The organism is Brevibacillus laterosporus (genome assembly GCA_007833815.1).
GTDB lineage: Bacteria > Bacillota > Bacilli > Brevibacillales > Brevibacillaceae > Brevibacillus_B > Brevibacillus_B laterosporus_D.
In genome coordinates this window covers 1,845,196-1,868,781 of sequence record CP033464.1, presented here as the reverse complement: position 1 = coordinate 1,868,781, position 23,586 = coordinate 1,845,196, and the positions used below count along the sequence as shown (strand labels likewise).

The following is a 23,586-nucleotide window of genomic DNA, read 5'->3' as shown; positions in this document are numbered from 1 at the left end:
AAAATGGAGGGAAAGGAAGGAAATCTCTGCTACTGTTCGTATAAAAAAATGTCCACAAATACCTTTTTACTCGGTATTTGTGGACATTTCTTATCAATTAGATCGTTCGCCTGTGGATATTGGTTTTAAATCACTCACTTTTTTAGTGACAGTGTAAAAATGGTCTTCTCTCTAACACTCTCAGTCAATTGAAGATCGCCACCAAGTGCCTTTGCCATCATGTTGCTAAAAGGTAATCCTAGTCCGAGACCCCTTACCTTATGTTTCTTCTCTTCCCCGCGATAAAATCGTTCAAAAATATTTGCCTTCTCTGCTTCTGGAATTCCAATGCCATTATCTTGCACAGAAATCTGAAGAACTCCTTCTTGATGTAATAGAGTGACTTGAATGATTCCATTTGGTCCCGTCGCTTGTTTGGCGTTATTTAATAGATTGTATAAAATTTGCTGAATACGTAGCGGGTCCGTGTCGATCCATACCTCCTGTTCAGGAATATACGTCTGAAGCGAAAGCGTATTCTCCTCTTGTCCAATCAACCACTGATGCGTGATCTCTTGCACGAGATGATTCAAGTTCTGTGGTTGTTTGGTAACCTTAATATCTCCCACCGCAAAAGAATTGAAATCCAATAAATCTTCGACCATTTTTTGCAAACGAAAAATCTCTTTTGAACAAACCTCCAGAAACTCTTGGGCTACTTCACCTGTTACTACTTCATCCTTGACCGCTTGTAGCAGTCCACTGATGGAAGTTACTGGCGTTTTAAGCTCATGGGTAACTCCCGCGAGCAGCTCCGTTCGCATCATTTCTAACTGACGTAGCCGATCCGCCATATCTTTGAACGACTGAATAAGTTCGTAGATTTCCTTTTCTTTGATATCCTTTTTCAGTTCGATATCATATTGTCCCGTCAAAATCTGTTTTGCCGCATCTGCAACATCCTTAACAGGTTCCGATAATTTTTTCGTCAAATAATAAATAACAATCCAACCTAACACTCCAAGACCTATTAACATAATACATAATTGTTGCATCGCCTCTACACTATGAGACATCTCTTTTTTCGGGGAAAAGAGAAAGACCCAGCCCAGCGTTTTGCCATTGTTCTCTATCTTCTGGGTGAGAAAGAATACATTTTCCCCTGATCGCATCTGTATTTCTTGCACAGATTGATTTTGCTCCCAATTAGGGGAGAGTCGCGGGAGTATATCGTCAAGAAAACGATTTGATGTGTTTGCGCTTGTGGCTGCGGATGTGTGAAGGATGACACGTCTCTGTTGATCTAAAATTAGCACCATGGGCTTAAATCCTCCCATGAAGCGTTGACGATTATCTAGTAAACGTGGCAAGAAAGGGGGTATCACAACCGTCCCGTCCGCTGCGACAATTTGCTCAGAAATGTCCATTGCCATGTATTTCATGACGTCGAGCCGTTTTTGCGTTTCATTGTAGCGTATCCACATGCTAGAGAAAAGACCAATGACGACAAGACCAACACATATAGTGAGTACATAACGAGTTGTCCAATAGGTTAATAGCGTCTTCCGCTCTTTATTTTTCATTGACACAGAACTGATACCCCAATCCCCGTAGTGTACGAATCTCTCCTTCATCGGTTGGCCAGTTTTGCAAGGTTCTCCTGATCCGTTTCACCGCTAGATCAACAGCACGATCACTGCCCTCATAATCCATACCCCAGACGTGTTCGATTAACTGTTCTCTTGTAAAGGTCTGATTGGGATGCTGTGCGAGAAATAAAAAAAGAGACAGATCACGTGGTGTGAAAGTAAGTTCAATGCCGTGCAACATAACAGAATGAGCCTGGTAATCTACTTTTAAACTACCAAAAATCCGTGCCTGATAGTCACCCATGACCAGCAAAGAACGTCGCATGACAGCATTGACACGTGCCACAACTTCCTCACCAATGAAAGGCTTGGTAATGTAATCATCAGCACCCTGATTTAACCCAGTTATCTTCTGGTCCAGTTGTCCTAACGCTGTTAACATGATGACGGGACAACTACTTTTAGTACGTATATACTCCAATACCTTCCAACCGCTCTGCCCTGGTAGCATGACGTCCAATAAGACCAGAGAAGGTGTCACACGATCGAATGTAGTAATGGCTTCTTCCCCGTCAAAGGCAAGCTCCACCTGATATCCCGCTTTTTCCAAATAGACTTGTAGAACCCGAGAAATCGGCCCTTCGTCTTCTACGATTACTATTGTTTGCATATAATATGCTCCCTTCCAACTGTATAACGTGAGGGCTCTATCAAAAGCATACGAAAAACATACCGAAAGGAAAAGAGGGTATGTTTTGGTAGTTAATGTAAAGTCAACCAAACGCAGGCATGGCCTTCCGTTATCAGGGAAAGCCATGCCTTATGACATCACACATTTATATAGAGAGAGTCGGAAGGTACTTAAAACATGAGGCTACTGCGAACTTCACTGTTTTACTGACACATTTCCGCTCTTCTTCTAGGCTCTCCTGAAGCTTACTTATTGACTATTTGTTAGTCTCTATTTGAGCTTTTCCAACTACTTACACGCTTCAATTACTCAGCCTTTGCTTCAGAGTGTAGCAGTTTGTTCACTGTATCTGCATCATCCGCATCAGCCGCTACTTTATCTGTTCCATGATATTAGCTTCTTTGAAATCGTTAGCTAGATCGGGGATTGTTGTCTATCTTCAAGTGAATAGAGTACGCGTTTTTGATGAAAGGTTTGCTCTACTTTTGTTGCATCTACATTTGTATTAGTCTTACTTCGTTGCTCCATCCGAGTCAAATCCTTGCACACCAAGCTTATCCATGACTTCTTCCTGAGTTAATGTACCATTCTCCACTTGTTCCCTCAATCCATCTAGCTCTTTCTTCGTTGCTTCATCCAATTGTACTTCTTGCATTTCCTCCTGCTCAAAGCTGTTCACATCATGCTTATCAAAGGATAGTTCCTGAATTAGCATAAAAGCCACAGTTGGTACAATGACTGCTAGTGCTAATGATCCAATTATCCATTTTAATGCTTTTTTATTCATTCGAATCAAACTCCTTCCTAGTTAGTTTTGCTAAGATAACTTCTTACAAGTACCACTCTACTAGGAAAGTATGTCAGATGAATGTCCACCTAAAGGAAATGCTGTGGAAAGCTGAGTATGTCTACTACATCTTACCCCTCTCTAAAAGTTGACAATTCAATGAACCGTTTGATGCCTATGCTGAGCGCATCAAAAAAAGACCGGTCAAATAGATTGATCGGCCTCCTTTAAACGTAATTGGCAGTTAACGTCAACTAAACGCAGGCATAGCCCTCCCGTTATCAGGGAAAGCCATGCCTTATGACATCACACATTTATATAGAGAGTGGGGGTTACTCTAAAACAAGGGGCTACTGCTAATTTTACTGTTTATTACCGCTCTACTTCTAGCTAACCTTTTGCCCGACTTGTGTGCTCTATTTTGAGCTTTTCCCATTACTTACACGCTGCAATTACTCAGCCTTTGCTTCAGGGAATTTCTTGTTTTGCATTTTTTCTAACCACTCTTGTAGTAGTTTGTTCACTGTATCAGCATCATCCGCATCAGCGGCTTCTTTAATCTGTTCCATGATATTTTCTTTTCCTTCACGAACAGCGTGCTTGAGGCCCAGTTTTTCCATCTCTTCTTTTGCTTGTTCCTTCGTCAATGTTCCTTCTTTTACTTGCTCTTGAATTTCATCAAGCTTCTTTTTCGTTTCTTCATCGATTGTTTTGCCTTCACGAACCATGTGCTTCAGGCCCAGTTTTTCCATCTCTTCTTTTGCTTGTTCCTTCGTTAATGTTCCTTCTTTTACTTGTTCTTGAATAGCATCAAGCTTCTCTTTTGTTTCTTCATCGATTTCTTTGAACTTATGAACCTTAAACTTCAGATTCAATTTTTCCATCTCTTCTTCTGCTTGTTCCTTCGTTAATGTTCCTTCTTTTACTTGCTCTTGAATAGCATCAAGCTTCTTTTTTGTTTCTTCATCGATTTCTTTGAATTTACGAACATTAAACTTTAGGCCCAGTTTTTCCATCTCTTCTGTTGCTTGTTCCTTCGTTAATGTTCCTTCTTTTACTTGCTCTTTAATTTCATCAAGCTTCTTTTTCGTTTCTTCATCGATTTCTTTGCCTTCACCAATAGTCTTTAGCTTTATGTTTAGGCCTAGCTTTTCCATCTCTTCTTTTGCTTGTTCCTTTGTTAATGTTCCGTCTTTTACTTGCTCTTGAACATCAGCAATTTTCTTTTTCGTTTCTTCATCGATGTTTTTGCCTTCACCATTAATCTTTATCTTTAGGCCCGATTTTTCCATCATTTTATCCTGCTGGTCAAATAGCTTCTGGAAATCGTCAGCTAGATCGGGATTGTATTTGTTGATAATCTGCATTAATTCCTGTTGGTTGGCTTGTCTATCCTCAGATGAATAGAGTACGCGTTTTTGATGAAAGGTTTGCTCTACTTTTGTTGCATCTACATTTGTATTCGTTGCCGCAAAAGCCGCAGTTGGTGCAAAGACTGCTAGTGCTAGTGCCCCAATCATCCATTTTGATGCTTTTTTATTCATTCGAATCAAACTCCTTCATAGTTAGTTTTGCAAGAACAACTTCTTACAAGTACTAATGTACTAACGGAGTATGTCAGGTAAATGTCCACCTTGAGGAAAAGTTGTGGGAAAGCTGAGGATGTCTACTACATTTCGACTCTTTATAAAAGTTGACAATTCAATGAATATTTCGTATATTTTGTGGAAATACACGGACAACTCCGACTATGGAAAGGACGTTTTTCTATTGAAAAAGAATTTAGGCTTCATCATTGCTCTTTTGATAGGAAGTGTAGCTTTGGCGGGTTGTGAGCAAGATCAATACAATGTTTTAGGTAATGAAACAGAGTTTTACGCTGCCATGTTAAGTGAAGGTAAAGACCTGACTAACCAAGGTAAGGAATACACTCTCCCCACCTATGATAAAGACGGGAATAAAAAAGTCCTTACTTACACCACAGATTCTAAATTACCAGAAGGCTCTTTAGTCAAATTCACAATAAATCATCAAGGCGATGTGACAAATCTCGATAACGTATCCATTAAAGACATTCCAGCACCAGCTCAGCAACAACTACATATTCAATAGAAGGTAACCGTACAAATAGAAATAGCCACCTTTCATTATGGCAGATGAAAGGTGGCTGTTTGCAAAGAGAAGTAGTGCTTCACAAATCCATTAGGCTACTTCGTTATCACATTTTCCCTCAGTAAGAAAGCTGTACAAGTTTTCATAAGAGATTTCTACCATGTTGGTCAATGCTTCATCTGTGTAAGAACCGATGTGCGGTGTTACCAACACTCGTGGGAACATATTGATCAGCTTTTCAATGGTTTCGTTAGGCAAAGTCTGATCTTTCAGGTTCTTGAAGAAGAAAGTAGACTCATTTTCGAATACATCGGTACCAAAACCAGCTAGTTTATTCGCTTCCAACGCTCGTAGAATCGCTTCGTTGTCCTGCAACTCACCGCGAGATGTGTTGATAAGCACAGCTTGATCTTTCATTTTCGCTAGGAATTCATCGTTGATCATTTTGTAGTTCTGATCTTTGAAGAAAGGAACATGTACAGAGATCAAATCAGATTTCGCTAATACTTCATCTAAAGGTAGATATTCTACAATTTCTTTTGCCGCTTCATTTTCAAAAACATCGAATGCCACTACGTGAGCTCCCAAGCCTTTGAATAATTTCGCTGTAGTTAAACCAATTTTACCAGTACCCAAGATACCTACTGTGCAATTACGAATTTCTTTACTAAACATAGTAGCATCAACCGTGAAGTCTTTTTCTTTTGTTTTATTAGCTGTATAAGAAGCATTACGCATCAACATCATGCCAAGTGTAAGTGCTAGTTCAGAGATTGCATTGGGGGAATAAGATGGCACGCGCGCTGCTTTCATACCGCAATCTTTCACCGCTTGTAGATCGATATGATTAAAGCCTACCGTTCTAGTCAATAAATATTTCACTCCGTAGCTAGCTAGTTTTTCGATGTTCGTACGAGTCGCCTTACAATTACCGCGAATCATAACCGCGTCTGCACCTTTAGCCATCTCAACATTCGTATCGTTCATTAAGTCTGCTATCAATGTTAAATTGTAATTGAATTTGTTTAGCTTTTGAAAGAATTCTACCTCTACATCTCGCACACCATAGCAAACTAGATTAATTTTTTTCATGTGTAATCCTCCCTCTCTTGGTAAACCTAATCACAATTTCTCGCGTCTTCGTTGTTTCTTTTATACAAACAATCCCAAAGTTTTAATCATTTCTAGGACAACAATCCATAAAGGCATTATCAGAACACCTACTATCGTGGATAACAAGGAGCAGTTGGAAGTTAATACTGCTTCTTTATCAAAGCTGATGGCATAGGCTGCAGCGACTGTTGCTGTTGGTGTAGCCATCATGATTACTACCGTTGCCAAAGCTACATGAGAGATTGGCAATAGACCAGTCATTGTTAGAACAGTCAAGATCACAATGTTAACAATTGGAACGATGATAACTTTGTTTAAGCTGTAGTACCAAGCATCTTTTACTCGTACAGCATCTTTTAAAGAAATCTCAGCCAGTGTAGCACCAATAGACAACCAAGCAAGTGGAGAAGCTAATTTAGCTAGATAATCCATTGGCTTGAACAACCACAATGCTGTTTGATCTAAGCGCAAGAATGCGTAGCTTACTTCTTTTCCATCCGCCATCATGTGTACTTGTGGAATATAGTTTTGGAACATCCAGATAAATAATCCAGCAAAAGTAGCTATTACGATTGGATTTAAAAACATCGTCTTGATGTTTTTGGCTTCCATTTTTAAACCAGACATCTTGATGTATCCGTAAGAGTAAAGGAAAATACGATATCCAATGTTAAAGATAGAAGCGTACATAACCCCAACTGCACCATACATAACTTGTACGATTGGAATACCGAAGAAGGTAGTAGAACCAAAGATCGTTAGAACACGTAGTACGTCTTGCTTATCGCCTACATATTTCGCAAACAGTGGTTTAGAAACAAAGATCAGAACGATGTAAACCAAGATCCCCCAAATGAGAAGGTTAATCCCTTGTTTTAAGGATTCTGTATTAATGTCGGTCATGAAGGCCGTAAATGCCAGTGCTGGCAAAGCTACAGACAAGATAACGTTACTTAGAATCTTGGCTGTTTGTTTTGATAACACTTCTTTCTTGCGTAAAAAGAATCCTAAGAAAATAATGAAGACAGAAGAACTAATGGCACTAACAATTTTGCTATCTGTTAATGTACTAATAAAAATTTCCCCGATATTCATCGAGCACTCCCCCTTGTATCAATAAGTTCCCCCAAATGAGAAGGTTAATTCCTTGTTTCAAGTATTCTGTATTAATGTCGGTCATGAAGGCCGTAAAATGCCAGTGCTGGCAAAGCTACAGACAAGATAACGTTATTTAGAATCTTGGCTGTTTGTTTTGATAACACTTCTTTCTTGCGTAAAAAGAATCCTCAGAAAATAATGAAGACAGAAGAAATGGCACTAACAATTTTGCTATCTGTTACTGTGCTAATAAAAATTTCCCCGATATTCATCGAGCACTCCCCCTTGTATCAATAATGTGAATACTTTCACATGTAGGTTCAAAAAAATAAGTAGGCTATTAATTTATTCTTGTGAATCAATTCACATTCTTTATGCTTTTATCATAACCCCACTTTCCTTTTCTGCATACCTTATCTAAATTATTAAAGCGATTATGTAACTAATGTAACTAAAGAGTCTGGTTCTCTACTTTCATAAATAAAAAAAACGACCAGCTGAATGCTAGTCGCTTTTCCCCTACATATACTGTCTGATACGTTCGCTGCTATCCTCTACCGTCCGGTGCTTACATACTGGGCGTCCTACTGTGCCGTACATAATCTCAGCCTTTAACACTCCAATCTCACTTAAAAAATTCAAGTATTTCCGCATGGATACGCGCGATATACCTACCTCATGGGCCATCTCCTCAGTGGAGAAAGCTTGCCCTCTTCGCTTAGTAATATGATCCCAAATCAATTGCAACGTCGTACGTGTCAACCCTTTGGGAAGCTCCACTAAGATAGGTGTATGCTCTTTATCCTTTGCTAACAACAATTTATCCAAATCGGTCTGATTCAATTTATTTTGTCGTTTCATCACGCTAACTTTTTCTTTATAACCTTGCAGAGCCTCTTGTAAGCGTTCGAACTCAAACGGCTTAATTAAATAATCAACAGCACCAAAATGCAAGGCTTTACTAATGCTTTTCGTATCACAAGCTGCTGTAATCATAATGACATCAATGCTTCTTTCCCGTTGACGTATTTGTGTGAGAAAGTCAAATCCACTCTTTCCAGGCAAATAAACATCGAGAAGCACCAGGTCAACATCTATTTCTTCAATAAGCTCTAATGCCTTACTGACATCATTGGCTACAGCCTGAACGGTAAAGCCTTCCATCATTTCTAAGTATCTTTTATTAAATTCTGCAACCATTGGGTCATCTTCTACAATTAGCACCTTAATCATCATATTCATCCTTCATTATGTAAGGGAGGGCTATTACAAAGCTTGTTCCTTTCCCCTCAACAGAATGGATAGCAATCTCACCCTTCCACTTATCCACATGCTGAGCTACGAAATACAGCCCCAATCCTCTATTTTCTCCTTTAGTCGAGAATCCTTTAACAAAGATTTCTCGTCTAAATGTTGGTGGAATGCCATGTCCGCTATCGGTTAGTTCAATGAAAATCTGTTCTTCTGTTTGTTCAATTTTCAGCTCTACCTTTTTAACATCTGCGTGAATAGAAGCTTCCATGGCGTTATTAATCAGATTTCCTACAATGGTAATGAGCGAATGTATCAGCTCTGAATCCTCGGTTTCAGCTAAATAGCTGTCTTCTTTCAAGATCAGTTCCACATCATCTTCTCTAGCATCACTAACTTTCCCCAATAGGAATCCGGCAAATACGGTGCTTTTAATTCTTCTCACAATAAAACCTATCTCTTTTTGGTGTTGGATAGAAATTTGCTTAATATATTCGCTGAGTTGGTCGTAGTAGCCCATATGTATCATGCCTTGAATGACATGCAATTTATTTTTAAATTCGTGCGATTTGGCCCGAAGTGCATCAGCATAGAGCTGTATTCCTGTAATCTGTTCTACCAGCTGCTGAATCTCTGTCTTATCCCGGAACGTAGCCACGACTCCTACTACATGATCATCTACGACTACAGGTACACAGTTAATCACTAGTGAAATTCCATTGATGCTATAGTGCTCGTCCAACTGTGCCTTGCCCGTACGTAATGTTTCCTCCAATATCCACATATGGTCGCTAGCAGACTTACCTACAATTTCTTCAGAGCTATCGGCTAGTTGTAATAACCTTCGTGCTTCTGAATTCACCAAGGTAATAAGCCCTTCCCGATCTACAGCAATAACACCTTCCCGTACGGATTGAAGCATCGCATTTTGCTCTTCCAGTACTTTGGCAATAGCAAAGGGCTCTAGTCCAAACAGAATTTTTTTAATATGTCTGGCAAACAACAACGCCCCAATAATACCAATTGCAATTCCAAGTATCATGCTTAGATAAATAACAGATCGGCTCTGCTTGACCGCTTTTCCTACATCATCTAATGCTATTCCGACCGTCACTACGCCAATCTGTTTGCCATCGTAATCATATACAGGCGTAAAAACACGTAATGCCTCGCCCAGCACTCCTTCTGCAATGGAGATGTATTCCTTACCTGACAACGAGGCGTTAGCGTCTTCCCGATCCATAAAGGATTCCCCGACTCTGGAAGGCAGCGGATGAGATTTTCTAATTAAATTCATATCAAGCACAACCACAAAGCTCACATTCGTCAGGTCTTTGATGCGGTTCGAATAGCTTTGAATTTCTGCTTGGTCACGTTTACCCGTTAATCCATCAATTACAATGACTGAATTAGCTACAATACGTCCAATGTCTGTCACCTTCTCAGACAAACTATGACCCGTTTGACTGGCAATATCCCTACTGATCAGCACATTAGTAACCAAGAGAGAGCTAATAACGACAATTCCAATAAGCAAAATAATCTTTGTGTGTAAGCTAAGCTGTAACTTCCTTTTGCGAGGTTTGTTCATGAACAGGTTAAGCTCCTTCTGCTCGAGATGTCTAGTTTTTTACGGGTAGGTTAAGGTGCTAAATTCCCTGTGTCGCTATTTACCAATTCCTAACTGATACAACTTGGTTACTCCTTAGTTTTTTACGCTATCTTACCTATTATACTAAACTTCAAACATGTGTGATGTTGTTAGCAAAAAAGGTTGTTAGATTGTCGATAATAGAGGGGGATTTTATGAATAGTCAAGCAACAAAAAAAACATCCCGTCTCACCATTATAGATGATCCGAGATGCAAGCTTTATCCTATAAAAACCTCCGATGAACCTTTTTTCCATCATAGCTAAATACTACGGTTCGATCATCTAATGCAGTTTCAATATGTGCATTTTTTCCCCATAATGTGTAAACATACGGTAAGGTTTTCTCGATGTATTTAACATCTAACTCTAAACCCTCATACAGATGCTTGATATACAACTCTCCACTACGCAGATAGTCACCATCTTGCACGGTTAGGTACGGGAAGCCTCCATTTACACGGGAAAGTGCCAATTGATCACGCACCAGTTCCCATTGCTTCTGTGTAACCACCCAGTCATTACCCTGCTTTCCAAATGAATACATATCCAGTTCCTTCACTAGGTTTTCTGTCAGATAGTTACGGATAAAGGAAATGTCCCCATCTAGTTCACGTACCTCAAAGATTTTTTCCATTCCTTGATTTGGTTTGCGCCCAAAACGCTCCTGTTCTTCCTTCGTCGGATTATTGTAACGCTTCTCAATATCTTCATACATTTTCAGACCTAAATGATACGGATTAATGCTGGTAGTAGATGGCTGTATGACGGAAGAGTGTAACTTGGCAAACTCAATTGTCTCTGCTTCGGTCAAATCCATTTCCCGAAGAATCCGGCAGTGCCAATAGGAAGCCCAGCCTTCGTTCATGATCTTGGTTTCCATTTGCGGCCAGAAATATAACATTTCATCGCGAATAATGGTCATGATATCGCGTTGCCATTCCGCCAAATACGGACTATATTCCTGAATAAACCAGAGCAGATCTTTCTCAGGTTGCACAGGAAACCGTTGCGGTTGGTTAGGAGAAGCGTCTATCTTTGTTATTTCTTGATCTAGCTTCCACAAATCATCATAGGGTGAACTAGGCTTATACATTTTAGGAGCTTCTATCTCGTTCCCATTTGATTTGATTCTCTCTTTGTTGGGATGAATCAGTCTTGGATCAATATGCTCTTGTATCCCGATGCAAGCATCCAATAATTCTTCTACTTTCTCTTTCCCGTATGCGATTTCGTACTCTCGAATACGGTCAGCACTAGCGGCCATGCTCTCTACCATATTACGATTAGTATTGCTAAAGCGCACGTTGTTTTTGAAGAAATCGCAGTGAGCCAGTACATGTGCCACGATTAGTTTATTTTGGATCAAGCTATTGCCATCTAATAAAAATGCATAGCATGGATTAGAGTTAATCACTAATTCATAAATTTTGCTGAGATTTAAATCATACTGAAGCTTCATTTTGTGGAAATTTTTACCAAAAGACCAATGCGAATATCTGGTCGGCATTCCGTAAGCCCCAAACGTATAAATAATTTCCGCCGGGCATATCTCATAGCGCATGGGATAAAAATCTAAGCCAAACCCTTTGGCAATTTCGGTTATTTCATCAATTGCATATTCCAGTTTACGTTGTTCCTCCTGGTTCATCCAAACCCCTCCTTTTCCCCTCTACACCATGTATATGTAAAATGGGGAAAAGAATATAAGGTAAATAAAGAAAAAGCACATTGTTTGACTTATGGCGCCAAAAAAATGTGCTTCTTTGTCATTTTAAAAATCATCTTCTCATCAAAACAGCCAGCTTTTTGGTTTTCTGTATTGTTGTACATTTAATACAAGCTTAACACCGTTCCTATACCTTCTTGACGTGCTTTTTTATAAATTTCATAGGCGCAAGAGATATCTTCTATGGCCATCCCCATTGGATTTAAAATGATAATCTCGTCATCTGTTTCTCTGCCTGCTTTTTTATTGGTAATAATATCTCCTAGCTCTGCATGCAACATTTCTTTTGAAAATTTTCCTTCCAGCACCAATTGATTTATGATCTTCTTTTCTCTATTTGATTGATCCCAGTCATCAACAACAACTTTATCTGCACGTAAGAATGCCTCTTTCTCTATGTCCATAATAGAAATATTACTTACAAATGTCCCTTTTTTAATCCACTCTGATTTAATATACGGAGTTGCTGTTACTGTGCAAGTTACTAATACTTCAGCATTCTCTACCGCACTTTGAGCTGAATCATGGATACGGAACATAATATGACTAAAGCGCTGTTGTATTTCTTTGACAAACGCTTCAGCTTTTTGCATATCTAGATCAAACAAATGTACATGCTTAATATGATCAAACTGTTCCAGCAAAGAATTTATTTGCATTTTAGCAATTAATCCACAACCTATCACAGATAAATGGCTAAAACCCTTTTTCGCTAAATATTCAGTCGCTACTACTGTTACTGCCGCAGTTCTCATGGAACTGATGACACTTCCCTCTAATATGGCAATAGGAAAGTTCGTTTCAGGATCATTTAAAATGATCAAAGCACTAGCTCTTTCCATATTTTTTTTAGTAGGATTCGTAAACTTACTTCCAATCCATTTGATACCTGAAATAGAAGGTTCACCTAAGTAAGCAGGCATAGCTATGATTCTATCTGCGATATGCTCATCCTTTTTATTTGTCTTCAGATATGGTTTTAGTGGCTGACTAAAGTTCTTCTCAGAATGTAACGTAAGAGCTTGCTTTATAGCTTGTACATAAACCTCGGACTTATAACCACCTACATTTATAATATCTTGCTTGTTCAAATAGATTAACTCTGGCTTTGTTTCTACTAACATCATAATCCCTCCTTTAAAATTGGGTGTAATTAAATAGAAACGGATTTATATATAGATTGAGGTAATCTAATCTCATTTTGATTCATCCATTCATCAGAAAAAATAGTGCTATAATATCTATCTCCTCTGTCTGGCAAAATGGCTAATACTTTTTGTCCTTTTGGTAAATCCTCTAGTAATCGTAACGCTGCACATACTGTTGCACCCGATGAACCTCCAACTAGGAGTCCCTCCTGTAATACTAGTTCTCGTGTCATAAAAAACGCATCTGCATCATTTACATAACTTAATCGATCATATAAACTCTTATCTAAATTGCCAGGAACGATTGCATTTCCAATACCGAGCAATCTTCGTGCACCTGGCTTTCCACCGAAAATAACCGAGCCGACAGCATCCACTGCTAAAATTTTAACAGAAGGATTTAGCTTTTTCATTTCTGCTGCTACTCCAGTTATTAATCCTGCTGTGCCAACTGGGCATACAATCCAATCTAAGGTATCCTGAAAATCACTATAGATTTCGCGGGCTAATGAATGCATATACGCTTTTGGATTTTCTGGATTGTTATATTGATTTGGCCAATAAGCACCCTCTATCGAACTTTCTAAAAGTTGTGCCGTAGCTAATCTTGTTTTTAAGTAGTTCCCATGCTCATCTGATTGATCTACCATATGAACCTGTGCACCAAATGCTTTAATAAGATTTAGATTAACCTTGCTTATTTTAGGATCTACTACACATATCATTTTATAGCCTTTCATTTTAGCCACCATAGCTAATCCTATAGCCAGATTACCCGATGATGATTCAACAATTGTTCCATTGGCTTCTAATTTTCCCGTTTTTTCAGCATACTCAATTATACGTTTTGCAACCCTATCCTTGGAACTTCCTCCTGGATTAAACCCTTCCAATTTTACATATAATTCGCTATTTTCAGTTTGTACTAGATGATTAATCTTTACTACTGGTGTATTGCCTATCAATTCTAGTGCATTTTCATAAATCATAATATCGCCTCCTATGTTCTTGAATTACATTTGAGACTTTTTCATTGATAAGAATTGATCTTCCGCCAGATATTTTTTACCTTCATTAAAATTTTTGCTCAAAAAGTTTTCCCCCATTATATTTACATCACATTTTATCCCCACATAATGTAAATCCGGATTTTCTACTTCCTGTTTTGCCTGGTTAACTAAAAGCTCAAAAGCTAATTGATAAGAAGCAGCTTTTACTTCCCAAATTGATTCATAATGAAATGGATCCTTTATCCTCACCGCTCTGATAATTGGACCTGTATCTATTCCGTTATCTACAAAATGTATGGAAGCTCCGGCAGCTTTTTGAAAATCCTTACTATTTCCTTTTACAGCCATATTTTCAATGGCATACATTCCCCTCGCATAGGGAAGAACTGCCGAATGGGCATTAATAATGTTTCCCTCTGTGTACTCAATCCACCAAGGTTTTAATATTTGATCTAAAAAAACGTATACGGTGAGATCATACTCCCGCGTCACATTTTTTAAGAAATTTTCCATATCATCATGATTCAAGCTGTGTCCACCATAATGAATATGTGGAATTACATCAGCAGGATAGGACGGTATTCCGTATAATGAAACCATACTTTTTTCTGCCTCACTGATGGTTCCATATAGCGCACAAAGCTCATCCCACTCATTCTCTGTTACTAATTTTTTACCAGAGTGTTCATTATGGAATTGTACCTTTTGTTGACTATTTTCTTGGGTATCTCTAATAACGATTCCCTTGAATGAAGTAGTATGCCCTACATTTTCATACCATTTTTTAATTAAATAGACTGCGTGAAAACTTCCTTCTGTCATTAAAATTTGAGCTTTGGTCTTTTTCGTCCCCACGTGATGTTCCCTCCCCCTTTTTACATTTCTAATACCTAAATCTCGCACAAATAGACTGGATCAGTATATAACCTCATGGAAGACCTCCATAATTCCAGCAATTCCCTCCAATCCTCCTCTACGTAATCTTCTCGGATTAAAAAGCTTAGGGGGATGTTTAAATTCAAAATGCGTCCGCAATGTAGAGTAAATTTTGTTACACCAGCTGGTAAGAGGAGGTTTTCATCTACGATATTTTTAATTTGATTTATATGAAAAGCAGGGTAATGAAAAACAATGCCACTATCAATAGGCGGTTGACTAGCAGATATTCTATTAAATGTATATTTAGTCGAATAAGAATTAACAATTTCCTTCCAAATCGTAATCCTCTTTTTTATATCCATGTGAACATCTGCAGCGGTATATACATAGTGTTTCTCATTACTAACGAAGATGGTTGCAATTGGATCTACAGAATATGTTTCTTTTCTCCACATTAAATCTGGATTCTGGAGTAATTCCTCAATAAGATTTTCGGCATCCAAAATGTGATGTGCCCAAGAATCAATTGATAAATACTCTAAGTCAACCACTTGTATCACGATTCTTTTACAATTCAATTTCTGTAAGGATAATGTGCGGTGAGCTCCATCAAGAATCAAATATTTGTTATGCTCAAGTTGTAAAGCAATAGGAGGATTTTTTACTTTTTGCTCATTTTTAATTTTAGAGCAAAGTTTTTCTAGCCTTTCTATTTCATACTCTTCATGTAAAAACACTTGACTGATCGGTACTACTCTTAGCTCAGATAACACATTTTTTCCCCCTTTACAGCTAAATAGAGAATGATAAGTTTACTATATATACGAAACACACTTGTAAATAATTTAAAATATTTATAATGTTTTTAACCCATTTCATTTTAACATCACTCATGATATATTTCATTATATATTTGTAGTTTTTTGGATATTTTGTAAAAAGGAGGGGTACAATTGAAAGAAATAGATGGAAATCGATTTAAAGGAATGGTGATGGTAATTACAGGTGCCGGTTTATGGGGTATATCAGGTACCGTTGCTCAACAGCTTTTCCAACAAGTAAACATTTCTACAGAGTGGCTTGTTACAATTCGACTATTGATTTCAGGAATGATTTTGTTGCTTCTGTCATCATTTAGCCCAAAAAGATATCAAATATTTGGCATATGGAAAGATAAAAAAGAATCAGTAAAAATTATTCTTTTTGGAATAGGAGGCATGCTAGGGGTCCAATACACGTATTTTGCTTCGATTAATGCGGGAAATGCTGCTGTTGCAACCTTATTACAGTACTTAGCTCCTATATTTATTACTTTCTATCTTATTATGAAATGTAAAACTTTTCCTACAAAAATTGATACCATATCTATTTTTTTAGCTTTATTAGGAACCTTTTTATTACTTACGAATGGATCAACAGATAATTTAACAGTATCTAAACCAGCAATCATTTGGGGTATTTTATCTGGTTTAACTTTAGCGTTCTATACACTTTATTCAAAGGGATTATTAGATAAATGGGCTTCTTCTATCGTTGTTGGCTGGGGTATGATTATCGGGGGGATTGGATTAACGCTCCTAAGCTTTATCTCTACAAGAAAAATCATATTTTTATCTCGTATCGAGAATCTAACCTTAGAAACTTTTTTATTAATTGGGTTCGTTGTTATTTTCGGTACATTAATCGCTTTCTACCTTTATCTTGAAAGTATAAGATATATTACTCCAAAAGAAACAAGTTTACTAGGGTGTACGGAGCCACTTGCAGCTATTATTTCATCCGTTCTACTTTTACATGTACCTTTTGGAATTTTCCAATCCGTAGGGACTCTATCTGTTCTAGTCATGGTTTTCTTGCTAAGTCAAAAACCTTCTACATCAGGAAAAAATTCGAATGTAATCGATAGTTGAAAAGGCTTGAATCTATGTAAAACGATTTCAGCGTTCACCCATGCTTTTTCTTCTTTTCCTCAGAAATAGCACATATTCTCGCTACAACACGTGCCAAGAACATGTGCTTTTCTGTTTGGGGAAACCAATAGGAAAACCAATCGCATTACTAAAGTTTTTCTCTATGATGAGAAAAGTCGATTATTAATTCACTGTTTCTAAAGATTCATTTTCGTCCGCTCCCGACCCTCTTGCAAAACCTGCATAACCATTTCAACAATCTCTAGAGATGCCAGAATTCCACTTTTTTGTGTAAATTGAATATTTCCCCTATCCCGTAGTTGAAATAGTTCTCCATGTGGTGGTGCAATCGAGATGTCTGAGGCATCTAGCAAAGGAAAGTCCAACAAAGAATCTCCCGAAGAAATCAGGGTGGTAAGACCCTCACGTTCTTGGATGGCCCTTACTGCATCCCGCTTGTTCACTGCATGTGGAACGATATACACTTTTCTTCCTTGAATAGATAGATTCCAACCCTTCTGATTCGCCCAGTCTCCAAAGACCAGAATCTCTTCCATCGGCATGGTAGTTCGATTCACTGTACAATAGTAGAAAAGCTTGTCAGCGATGTATTCATTATGTAACCACTCACTACTTTTTATTTCAGCAAAAGCTTTTATAAGCTCATGAAGGGGAAGAGAACTGTCCTCGATTTTCTGAGTCACCGAATGGTTCCACGCCATATCTAGTTGACCGTTATATAAAATATGCCCACCATTACTAGTGACAGCGTATGTAGGCCGTATCTCTTTATAAAATAGATGAATCCGACGATATTGTTCTCTGGTCCGAGTCGTCACAGGAACAAACATCATCTGAGCTGCGATCTCTTTTAATACATCTGTCGCTCTCTGCACCATGAAAGAAATCTCTTTTTCCCCTCTCATCTCTACTAGACGGATTTTCTCGCTATTTTCATCAAAAGCTCCGAATGATCTACGTGAATAAATAAGAGTTTGATCTAGGTCACTAGCGTAAAGCATTTACTCTTCCCCTTTCATAGGACGAATCAATCCGCAACATGAATAGGACAGCTCAGGAAATTCTTCCACTGGAACGCCACGATCCTTAGCCAACAACAGAATGTGTTTTACATGGGGATTATCCAGACGATTTACGAGAATCTTCCAAGGCACTCTTCGCAGTAGCACACGAGTCGTCTCACCTACTCCTGGTTTCACTAAGTTACTATCCTCAATGTGAAAATGCTCTTGAATTTTTTGAATATCTTTCATTCCTTTCCAGGTAATAGGTAGGTTCGCTTGTAACGTTTGTTCCATTCGTTGCTTTGCTTCTCCTGCTATTTCTGCAAAAAAACTAGAGACAGTGTCGATAAAATAGTTTGAAAGGTCTTCTGCTTCCCACTCTTTATAATATTTGGCCCCGTGAAACTCTTTTTCTGAAAGTAAATCTGCTCGGTGTACCGTGCGACTCATTAATCCTGATACCGTCGAGTTCAGGCAAGCACTCGGAATAATGAAGTCCTCTCGTGTTCCAAACGTCTCCACACAATGACCTGGATCAGCCAAGACAGCCAAATCAGAGTGTAATAAATAGCCGTATGTTTCATAGAAAGATTGGCAAGCGTCATGTAGCACTTGTGTAATGGCTCCTTTGCCCGTCCATCCATCTACAAACTGAATGTCAGCCCCCTCATGCTGTTGAAGCATATACATGACCGCATTTTCATCTATGCCTTTTCCACGAATGATCGACATGCTGTAGTGGGGAATATCGAGGTTATGAATTTGCTTGATATACCGCTTTATTAAAATTCCAATAGGTGTTCCTGCTCTTGCTAGGGAAGCTAGAACAAGATTTTTACCCCGTTTTTTCACAATCAGCTCAGCTACGATTCCAGCCGCCATTGCTACTATATGGGCATTTTCTTGTAAGGTTTGATGAAAAAGTTCCAGATAAGCCTGCGTTGGTTGATATTCAATCGGTAACATTTCAGAATAATGTACACCGCCCTGAATCAATTCTTCACGATCTTCTGTATCTCTCTCTAAACTTACATGGCTAATGTCTTTTAACAAAAATACAACATCTTCGGGTTGATAGCTTCCTACAGGAGTTGGCGCAGGAATTGTTTTATGTTGCCATAACATGTTCATTGTCTTTCCTCCTGCTTTCCATTCTTTGATGAACAAACAACCAGATATAGCTGCTCTATACCTGTTTGTAGCAACGCATCCACTGTTGGTTGCAGGCGCGACATAGGTACATCACGCTCTATAAATAAAAAAACATCCTGATAAGTGTTAAACGGAATATTGTATAGATAATTGGTAACCTGAGGATCTTCATGGTTTGCAAAAACAAATTTATTCTGTGCTCCGTATCCTGTTTCAACATGAGGATGAATCGGGCTTCGCGTAGTGGAATGATACAGAACATTCTCTCCCATATAAGAGGCTATTAACATTGGAAGATACATGAACTCCCCAGTTCCTAGACAAAGCGTAGGCTTTCCCGTTGATATGCGATACGTTATTAATTTCGTAGCAGCCCCTTGAGCAATGGTATTTATGTGTTGATTTCTCTCACTTGTTAGACCAAAGCGACCGGTCTCTGCCAAATAAGGCGTATCATTTTGTTCTAGCAAAGCATTAGTTGAAATGCCTTCTACAACAGCCCATGGTTCTGTGTCTAGATAGATGGTTTGAACAATAACCTCTCGTAGTTCTGTGTCTGGACCGCAATCTTGCCTATCTTCTATTATTCTTTCATTTTTATTTTCTGGCTGACTGTCTCTCTTCTCACTTACAAGCTCGTTGTTATTGAACTGTAATTTTCCACGTAGTAACGAAATGGTTTTGATAGTAATTCCAAGTTCCTGCTCCACCATAGCAAAACGCTGCTCATCCGCATCTGACCGCCAATCCAGCAAGGAAGCAACCACATAGGTTTTCCGTGGGAATGCCTGATGTAATTCAGCGATCATGTTTAGAGCCGTTTTACCTGTAGTAATTTCATCATCTACCAAAACAATCGGCTGATGATGATCCAAAAAAGCTGGATCAAGCGTGTAAAAACGGTGGGAAGTCGCATGAGAATGCTCTTCTTCAAATGTAAGAACAGGCGAGAGATTCTGTATTTGTTCTCTCGTAGTATGAATATATGAAGCTTTGTCAGTAAAAGCGGCAAACATGCTATGTCCAAGCGCCGTTGCTGTTTCCGCAAAACCGATGAAAGTTACCTTTTCCGGCAAAGGAAAACGTTCTTGGGAAAAAGCAGCATATACGTCTCTACTACTATCAGGTGATTGGAGACCTGTCAGTAGATCTAATAGATTTGCTTGTCGAATCCCATACACATCTTGCAGGAGCTGTCCTGCTAAAATAGCGCCACCCAATAACCCGATTCCTGGCTGTATAGGTAGATGCTTGCCTAATACCTTACTTACAAATAAGAAACCACGCTTTTTATTGATACGCGCTGCCATGGAGAAGAGTGCATCCATTGGAACTTGGTAGGGATTATTGGTAATCGTGACTTGAACAGACAAATGTTCCAAAATGGAGAAGTTATATTCTTTCGGCAAGTAAGTTGGTGAAGTTGTTTTGAGCATGATACACCCCATATATGTTAGCTCGCATTAGAATTTTATTAGACCAGTTCAAATGCGGTTTGATTTCATTCATCTTGTTTGCATATTCGCTTTTCATAACTCCCTGCTCACCATCATTCTTTTGCACGATGGCAAGTGCATCCATATATTCCTCATGAGACACTACATACAGAGACTGTACTGCACGAATATGGCTCGGGTGAATAATTGTTTTTCCTAATAAACCATTTTCTTTATCCAGCATCACTTCACGAATAAGCCCCTCTTCATAATCCACGACGGTGTTACGGTTAAAAGGAGAGAGGGGCGCCGTTTTGGGAGGGAGATTCGTACTATTAAAATATTCCCAAACAGGTCCTGAGACCACATAATCACTATCTTTGCGGCTAAACATATTTACGATATCCGCTATACAATCACGAATGACAGATAAATCATAAATCGTAATCCCTGGATTTCTACGTAACCCGAACAAGCTGGAGAAATCAGTAGCTCCAATTCTCACATTGAGGACTACATCACGGTATTTATCTAGTATATTTCTCACTTCTACGAGAGCGCTTACTCTAGTTTCCTTGTAAATAATTTCAGACGACTCTAAAATGGGCATGCCATAAAGCTTTCTATTTATCTGTTTGTTGCACTCTATCAATGTTTCAAAATATCTTTCACCATTTGAGCTAGAGAATTTGGGAAATACAAAACCAGTCACATATAGAGAATGTTCTCCTAATTGGTTGACTAAGCGATTAATCTGCTCTGGTTCTCGAACACGAATAAAGATAAGTGGTACATCTTCTTCCTGTAAACGCCCATTTTTGATCAATAAAGCAATCTGATGAACTTGTGCAATCAAGGAATTCTCTGCATCAAGTACTTCGTTATCTCCTATTGCGTCCTCTAAGCATAAAACCATGGATATTAAGCCTCTATGTTTTTTTACAATAATGTCATCAACAATCTGTTTTCGCGTTCCAGGCATATATAACAAAGCACCTAACGAATGAGAAAGTAAGTACTTGTCTGAAAATCTGTCAAATGAACCGGGACTTTGATAAAAAATAGATTGTTGTTCTTCGGCTGTTAAATAATGAAAGTATCTCAATATCCTTCGTTCCTTCCTTGGAAAATCTAGATGGTACAGGTATGCCATGTTGTATGCTGTCGATACTTTGTTCTATAATAGAAGATAGTCTCATTTTTCATATATTCTTAAAGGAGGTTATCGAATGAGCATGGTTAATTCGGTAAAAGGTTGGTTTCAACAACAAGGTACAACATTAGGAGAAGCCGTCAAAAAATTTAAAAATAAAAATTTTTTAGAGGCAATTGCTGCGGGATGTGCATTAGTTGCTGCCGCGGATGGTAAAATTGAAAGCTCTGAAAAACAGAAAATGGTTGGCTATATTTCACGTAATGATGAATTGAAAGTATTCAAAGTTTCTGAGGTTATCGATGTATTTAACAAACATACAGAGAACTTTGAATTCGACCACATGGTTGGCAAAATGGAAGCTTTGAAAGTAATTGGCGCCTTCAAAAACAATCCAGAAGTAGCGCGTGTTATCGTAAGCGTATGTTGCGCTATTGGTGCAGCTGACGGAGACTTTGATCAGCAAGAAAAAGAAGTGGTCCGAGAGATTTGTCAGGCTCTTAATTTAAATTCAGCAGACTTTCAACTATAAACCCTTGGTATCCCACATTTCGTGGGATTTTCCTTTTCTTATCCTACATCAGTCTTTGTACCAATAACTCCTTTTCAAAATGGGTAGCCCATGTATCTAAATGAGGGACTGGTACATCCGCTTCTCCCGTTAGAACAGCTTTATTGCTAGATAAGGAAAGGCAATACCTGACAAGCAGGACAGATAAAGTCCTCCAGACGCACGAGGATTTAATTTTAGTAAATGAGGAATTCCATCTTGATAGATTACCTGAATGTTATACAAATAAGGGAGATTACACGTCTGGGCTACAACTTGAGCTATCTGTAGAAGATCTTTATTCGCTTCTAATAGACGAATTCTACCTTCCACTTTTTTACGCGGAACAGCCGTTAGCAATTTCCCAAATTCCTCAGCATTTCGTACCCATCATACAGGTACGATTAAACCAGATTCTCTTTTTCACTCTTGTTCGCTCTCCACGTTTGTAGGAGAGAAAAAGGCATCTCCTTTTGAGTACGCCTTTTTCTCCACACATGTTGCTTATTCTTCTTCTTTTGTAGCTGCCACTTCATCGCGAGCAAGCTGAACATCTTGGTTCTGAACCTTGGCAACCACAAAAGTACCAAGGAAAACAGAAACGAGAACACCAAAGAACAACCAATGGTCAATGTGCACCCATTCGGAGATCCCCATTTTAACGGCAATGATGGCAATCAAAACGTACGCAGTAGTTTCCATTTGTGGTATCCGCTCAATTAAGCGTAAGAATACACCTGCTACAGCCCGCATCATTAAGATACCGAGAATCCCCCCTAATAAAAGGATGGGAAGTTGATTAGATACCGCTAGCGCTGCTAAGATTGAATCTACGGAAAAGGCTAAATCCATACCTTCGACACGGATAACCGTTGCCCAAAACATTCCAAACACTGCTACCATCCAGCCTTTGTCAGCTTTAGAGACATCGTATCCCTCTTCTTGTTCCACTTCGTTCTTCTTCGTAAAATGGCTAATCGCTAACCAAGCTAGATAAGCCGCACCTACTAGCTTTATCCACAAGATAGAGGTCAAATAGTTTCCTAGTCCGATAAAGAAGAAACGGAAGAGTATAGCACCTGCAAATCCATAGAACAATGCTTTTTTACGCTGGTGAACGGGTAGAACGGCTACCATAACCGCTAGTACAAGCGCGTTATCCGCCGATAGTAAACCTTCTAATCCTACAAGAAGTAAGATTTGCGACCAACTTTCCCAACTGCTGAGAAAATTAATCCACATCTGACCATCAAAGGCAGATGCATACACATTCAACATACTTTGAAACACTGATACAATACCCGACCACACTGAATCCAACTTC

At 38.7% G+C, this 23,586-nt stretch carries 22 protein-coding genes and 1 pseudogene; 3 read left to right on the top strand and 20 right to left on the bottom strand.

The features are described 5' to 3' along the window. Positions 1-134: 134 nt before the first annotated feature. From EEL30_10500 to EEL30_10485, 4 genes are all read right to left on the bottom strand, one after another. Complete coding sequence (locus tag EEL30_10500) at positions 135-1,562, bottom strand: sensor histidine kinase (protein ID QDX95733.1); 1,428 nt, start codon at positions 1,560-1,562, stop codon at positions 135-137. Next, positions 1,552-2,238 (bottom strand): DNA-binding response regulator, encoded by a 687-nt coding sequence (locus tag EEL30_10495; protein ID QDX92698.1) that lies wholly within the window; start codon positions 2,236-2,238, stop codon positions 1,552-1,554. Before EEL30_10495 ends, EEL30_10500 begins: the two co-directional genes overlap by 11 nt. Before the next feature lie 532 nt (positions 2,239-2,770). Then, the gene (locus EEL30_10490; GenBank protein ID QDX92697.1) at positions 2,771-3,046 is read right to left on the bottom strand and encodes a hypothetical protein; all 276 of its coding nucleotides are present in this window, start codon (positions 3,044-3,046) and stop codon (positions 2,771-2,773) included. A 452-nt stretch (positions 3,047-3,498) separates the two neighbouring features. Then, complete coding sequence (locus EEL30_10485) at positions 3,499-4,590, bottom strand: hypothetical protein (GenBank protein ID QDX92696.1); 1,092 nt, start codon at positions 4,588-4,590, stop codon at positions 3,499-3,501. Between the two features lie 226 nt (positions 4,591-4,816). On the opposite strand from EEL30_10485, the gene EEL30_10480 reads away from it, so the two are divergent. Further along, positions 4,817-5,158 carry a YxeA family protein gene (locus tag EEL30_10480; protein QDX95732.1) on the top strand — a complete coding sequence of 114 codons (342 nt, stop codon included), beginning with the start codon at positions 4,817-4,819 and terminating at the stop codon, positions 5,156-5,158. 90 nt (positions 5,159-5,248) lie between these two features. Here the strand turns inward: EEL30_10480 and EEL30_10475 are convergent, their stop codons facing one another. The 10 genes and pseudogenes from EEL30_10475 to EEL30_10430 form a co-directional block, all read right to left on the bottom strand. After that, complete coding sequence (locus EEL30_10475; GenBank protein ID QDX92695.1) at positions 5,249-6,250, bottom strand: lactate dehydrogenase; 1,002 nt, start codon at positions 6,248-6,250, stop codon at positions 5,249-5,251. A gap of 60 nt (positions 6,251-6,310) precedes the next feature. Further along, positions 6,311-7,366, bottom strand: coding sequence for an AEC family transporter (locus EEL30_10470; GenBank protein QDX92694.1), 1,056 nt, complete (start codon positions 7,364-7,366; stop codon positions 6,311-6,313). A 19-nt stretch (positions 7,367-7,385) separates the two neighbouring features. Beyond that, positions 7,386-7,641: pseudogene (locus tag EEL30_10465) on the bottom strand (AEC family transporter). Between the two features lie 247 nt (positions 7,642-7,888). Then, entirely contained in the window at positions 7,889-8,602 is a 714-nt protein-coding gene (locus EEL30_10460) for a response regulator (protein QDX92693.1), read from the bottom strand. Continuing rightward, a complete protein-coding gene (gene dcuS / locus EEL30_10455) occupies positions 8,595-10,211 on the bottom strand; it encodes a two-component system sensor histidine kinase DcuS (GenBank protein QDX92692.1) in 1,617 nt (538 codons plus the stop codon). Before dcuS ends, EEL30_10460 begins: the two co-directional genes overlap by 8 nt. Positions 10,212-10,496: 285 nt before the next feature. Further along, on the bottom strand, positions 10,497-11,921 hold the full coding sequence (locus tag EEL30_10450; GenBank protein QDX92691.1) for a SpoVR family protein: 1,425 nt from the start codon (positions 11,919-11,921) through the stop codon (positions 10,497-10,499). Positions 11,922-12,103: 182 nt separating this feature from the next. Next, positions 12,104-13,123 (bottom strand): 2,3-diaminopropionate biosynthesis protein SbnB, encoded by a 1,020-nt coding sequence (gene sbnB, locus EEL30_10445; GenBank protein ID QDX92690.1) that lies wholly within the window; start codon positions 13,121-13,123, stop codon positions 12,104-12,106. 29 nt (positions 13,124-13,152) lie between these two features. Then, positions 13,153-14,136 (bottom strand): 2,3-diaminopropionate biosynthesis protein SbnA, encoded by a 984-nt coding sequence (gene sbnA, locus EEL30_10440; protein QDX92689.1) that lies wholly within the window; start codon positions 14,134-14,136, stop codon positions 13,153-13,155. Positions 14,137-14,160: 24 nt separating this feature from the next. Then, positions 14,161-15,012: a hypothetical protein gene (locus EEL30_10435; GenBank protein ID QDX92688.1), complete on the bottom strand. Its 852-nt coding sequence runs from the start codon at positions 15,010-15,012 to the stop codon at positions 14,161-14,163. Positions 15,013-15,047: 35 nt separating this feature from the next. Beyond that, complete coding sequence (locus EEL30_10430) at positions 15,048-15,809, bottom strand: hypothetical protein (protein ID QDX92687.1); 762 nt, start codon at positions 15,807-15,809, stop codon at positions 15,048-15,050. Positions 15,810-15,998: 189 nt separating this feature from the next. Here EEL30_10430 and EEL30_10425 point away from each other — a divergent pair, with 189 nt between their 5' ends. Continuing rightward, positions 15,999-16,946 (top strand): EamA family transporter, encoded by a 948-nt coding sequence (locus tag EEL30_10425; protein QDX95731.1) that lies wholly within the window; start codon positions 15,999-16,001, stop codon positions 16,944-16,946. 197 nt (positions 16,947-17,143) lie between these two features. Here the strand turns inward: EEL30_10425 and EEL30_10420 are convergent, their stop codons facing one another. Genes EEL30_10420 through EEL30_10405 form a run of 4 tightly spaced genes read right to left on the bottom strand, consistent with a single transcriptional unit; the run spans position 17,144 to position 21,664 of the window. Further along, positions 17,144-17,968: a hypothetical protein gene (locus EEL30_10420; protein ID QDX92686.1), complete on the bottom strand. Its 825-nt coding sequence runs from the start codon at positions 17,966-17,968 to the stop codon at positions 17,144-17,146. Next, entirely contained in the window at positions 17,969-19,102 is a 1,134-nt protein-coding gene (locus EEL30_10415; GenBank protein ID QDX92685.1) for a hypothetical protein, read from the bottom strand. It abuts the gene before it with no gap. Next, entirely contained in the window at positions 19,099-20,571 is a 1,473-nt protein-coding gene (locus EEL30_10410; protein QDX92684.1) for a hypothetical protein, read from the bottom strand. The genes EEL30_10415 and EEL30_10410 overlap by 4 nt, the downstream gene beginning before the upstream one ends. Beyond that, positions 20,516-21,664 carry a citrate lyase subunit beta gene (locus tag EEL30_10405; protein ID QDX92683.1) on the bottom strand — a complete coding sequence of 383 codons (1,149 nt, stop codon included), beginning with the start codon at positions 21,662-21,664 and terminating at the stop codon, positions 20,516-20,518. The genes EEL30_10410 and EEL30_10405 overlap by 56 nt, the downstream gene beginning before the upstream one ends. Positions 21,665-21,794: 130 nt before the next feature. Here EEL30_10405 and EEL30_10400 point away from each other — a divergent pair, with 130 nt between their 5' ends. After that, the gene (locus EEL30_10400) at positions 21,795-22,244 is read left to right on the top strand and encodes a Tellurite resistance TerB (protein QDX95730.1); all 450 of its coding nucleotides are present in this window, start codon (positions 21,795-21,797) and stop codon (positions 22,242-22,244) included. Positions 22,245-22,373: 129 nt separating this feature from the next. Here the strand turns inward: EEL30_10400 and EEL30_10395 are convergent, their stop codons facing one another. Then, positions 22,374-22,622, bottom strand: a complete 249-nt coding sequence (locus EEL30_10395) for a hypothetical protein (GenBank protein QDX92682.1) — start codon at positions 22,620-22,622, stop codon at positions 22,374-22,376. A 144-nt stretch (positions 22,623-22,766) separates the two neighbouring features. Further along, complete coding sequence (locus EEL30_10390) at positions 22,767-23,540, bottom strand: hypothetical protein (protein QDX95729.1); 774 nt, start codon at positions 23,538-23,540, stop codon at positions 22,767-22,769. Positions 23,541-23,586: the final 46 nt, after the last annotated feature.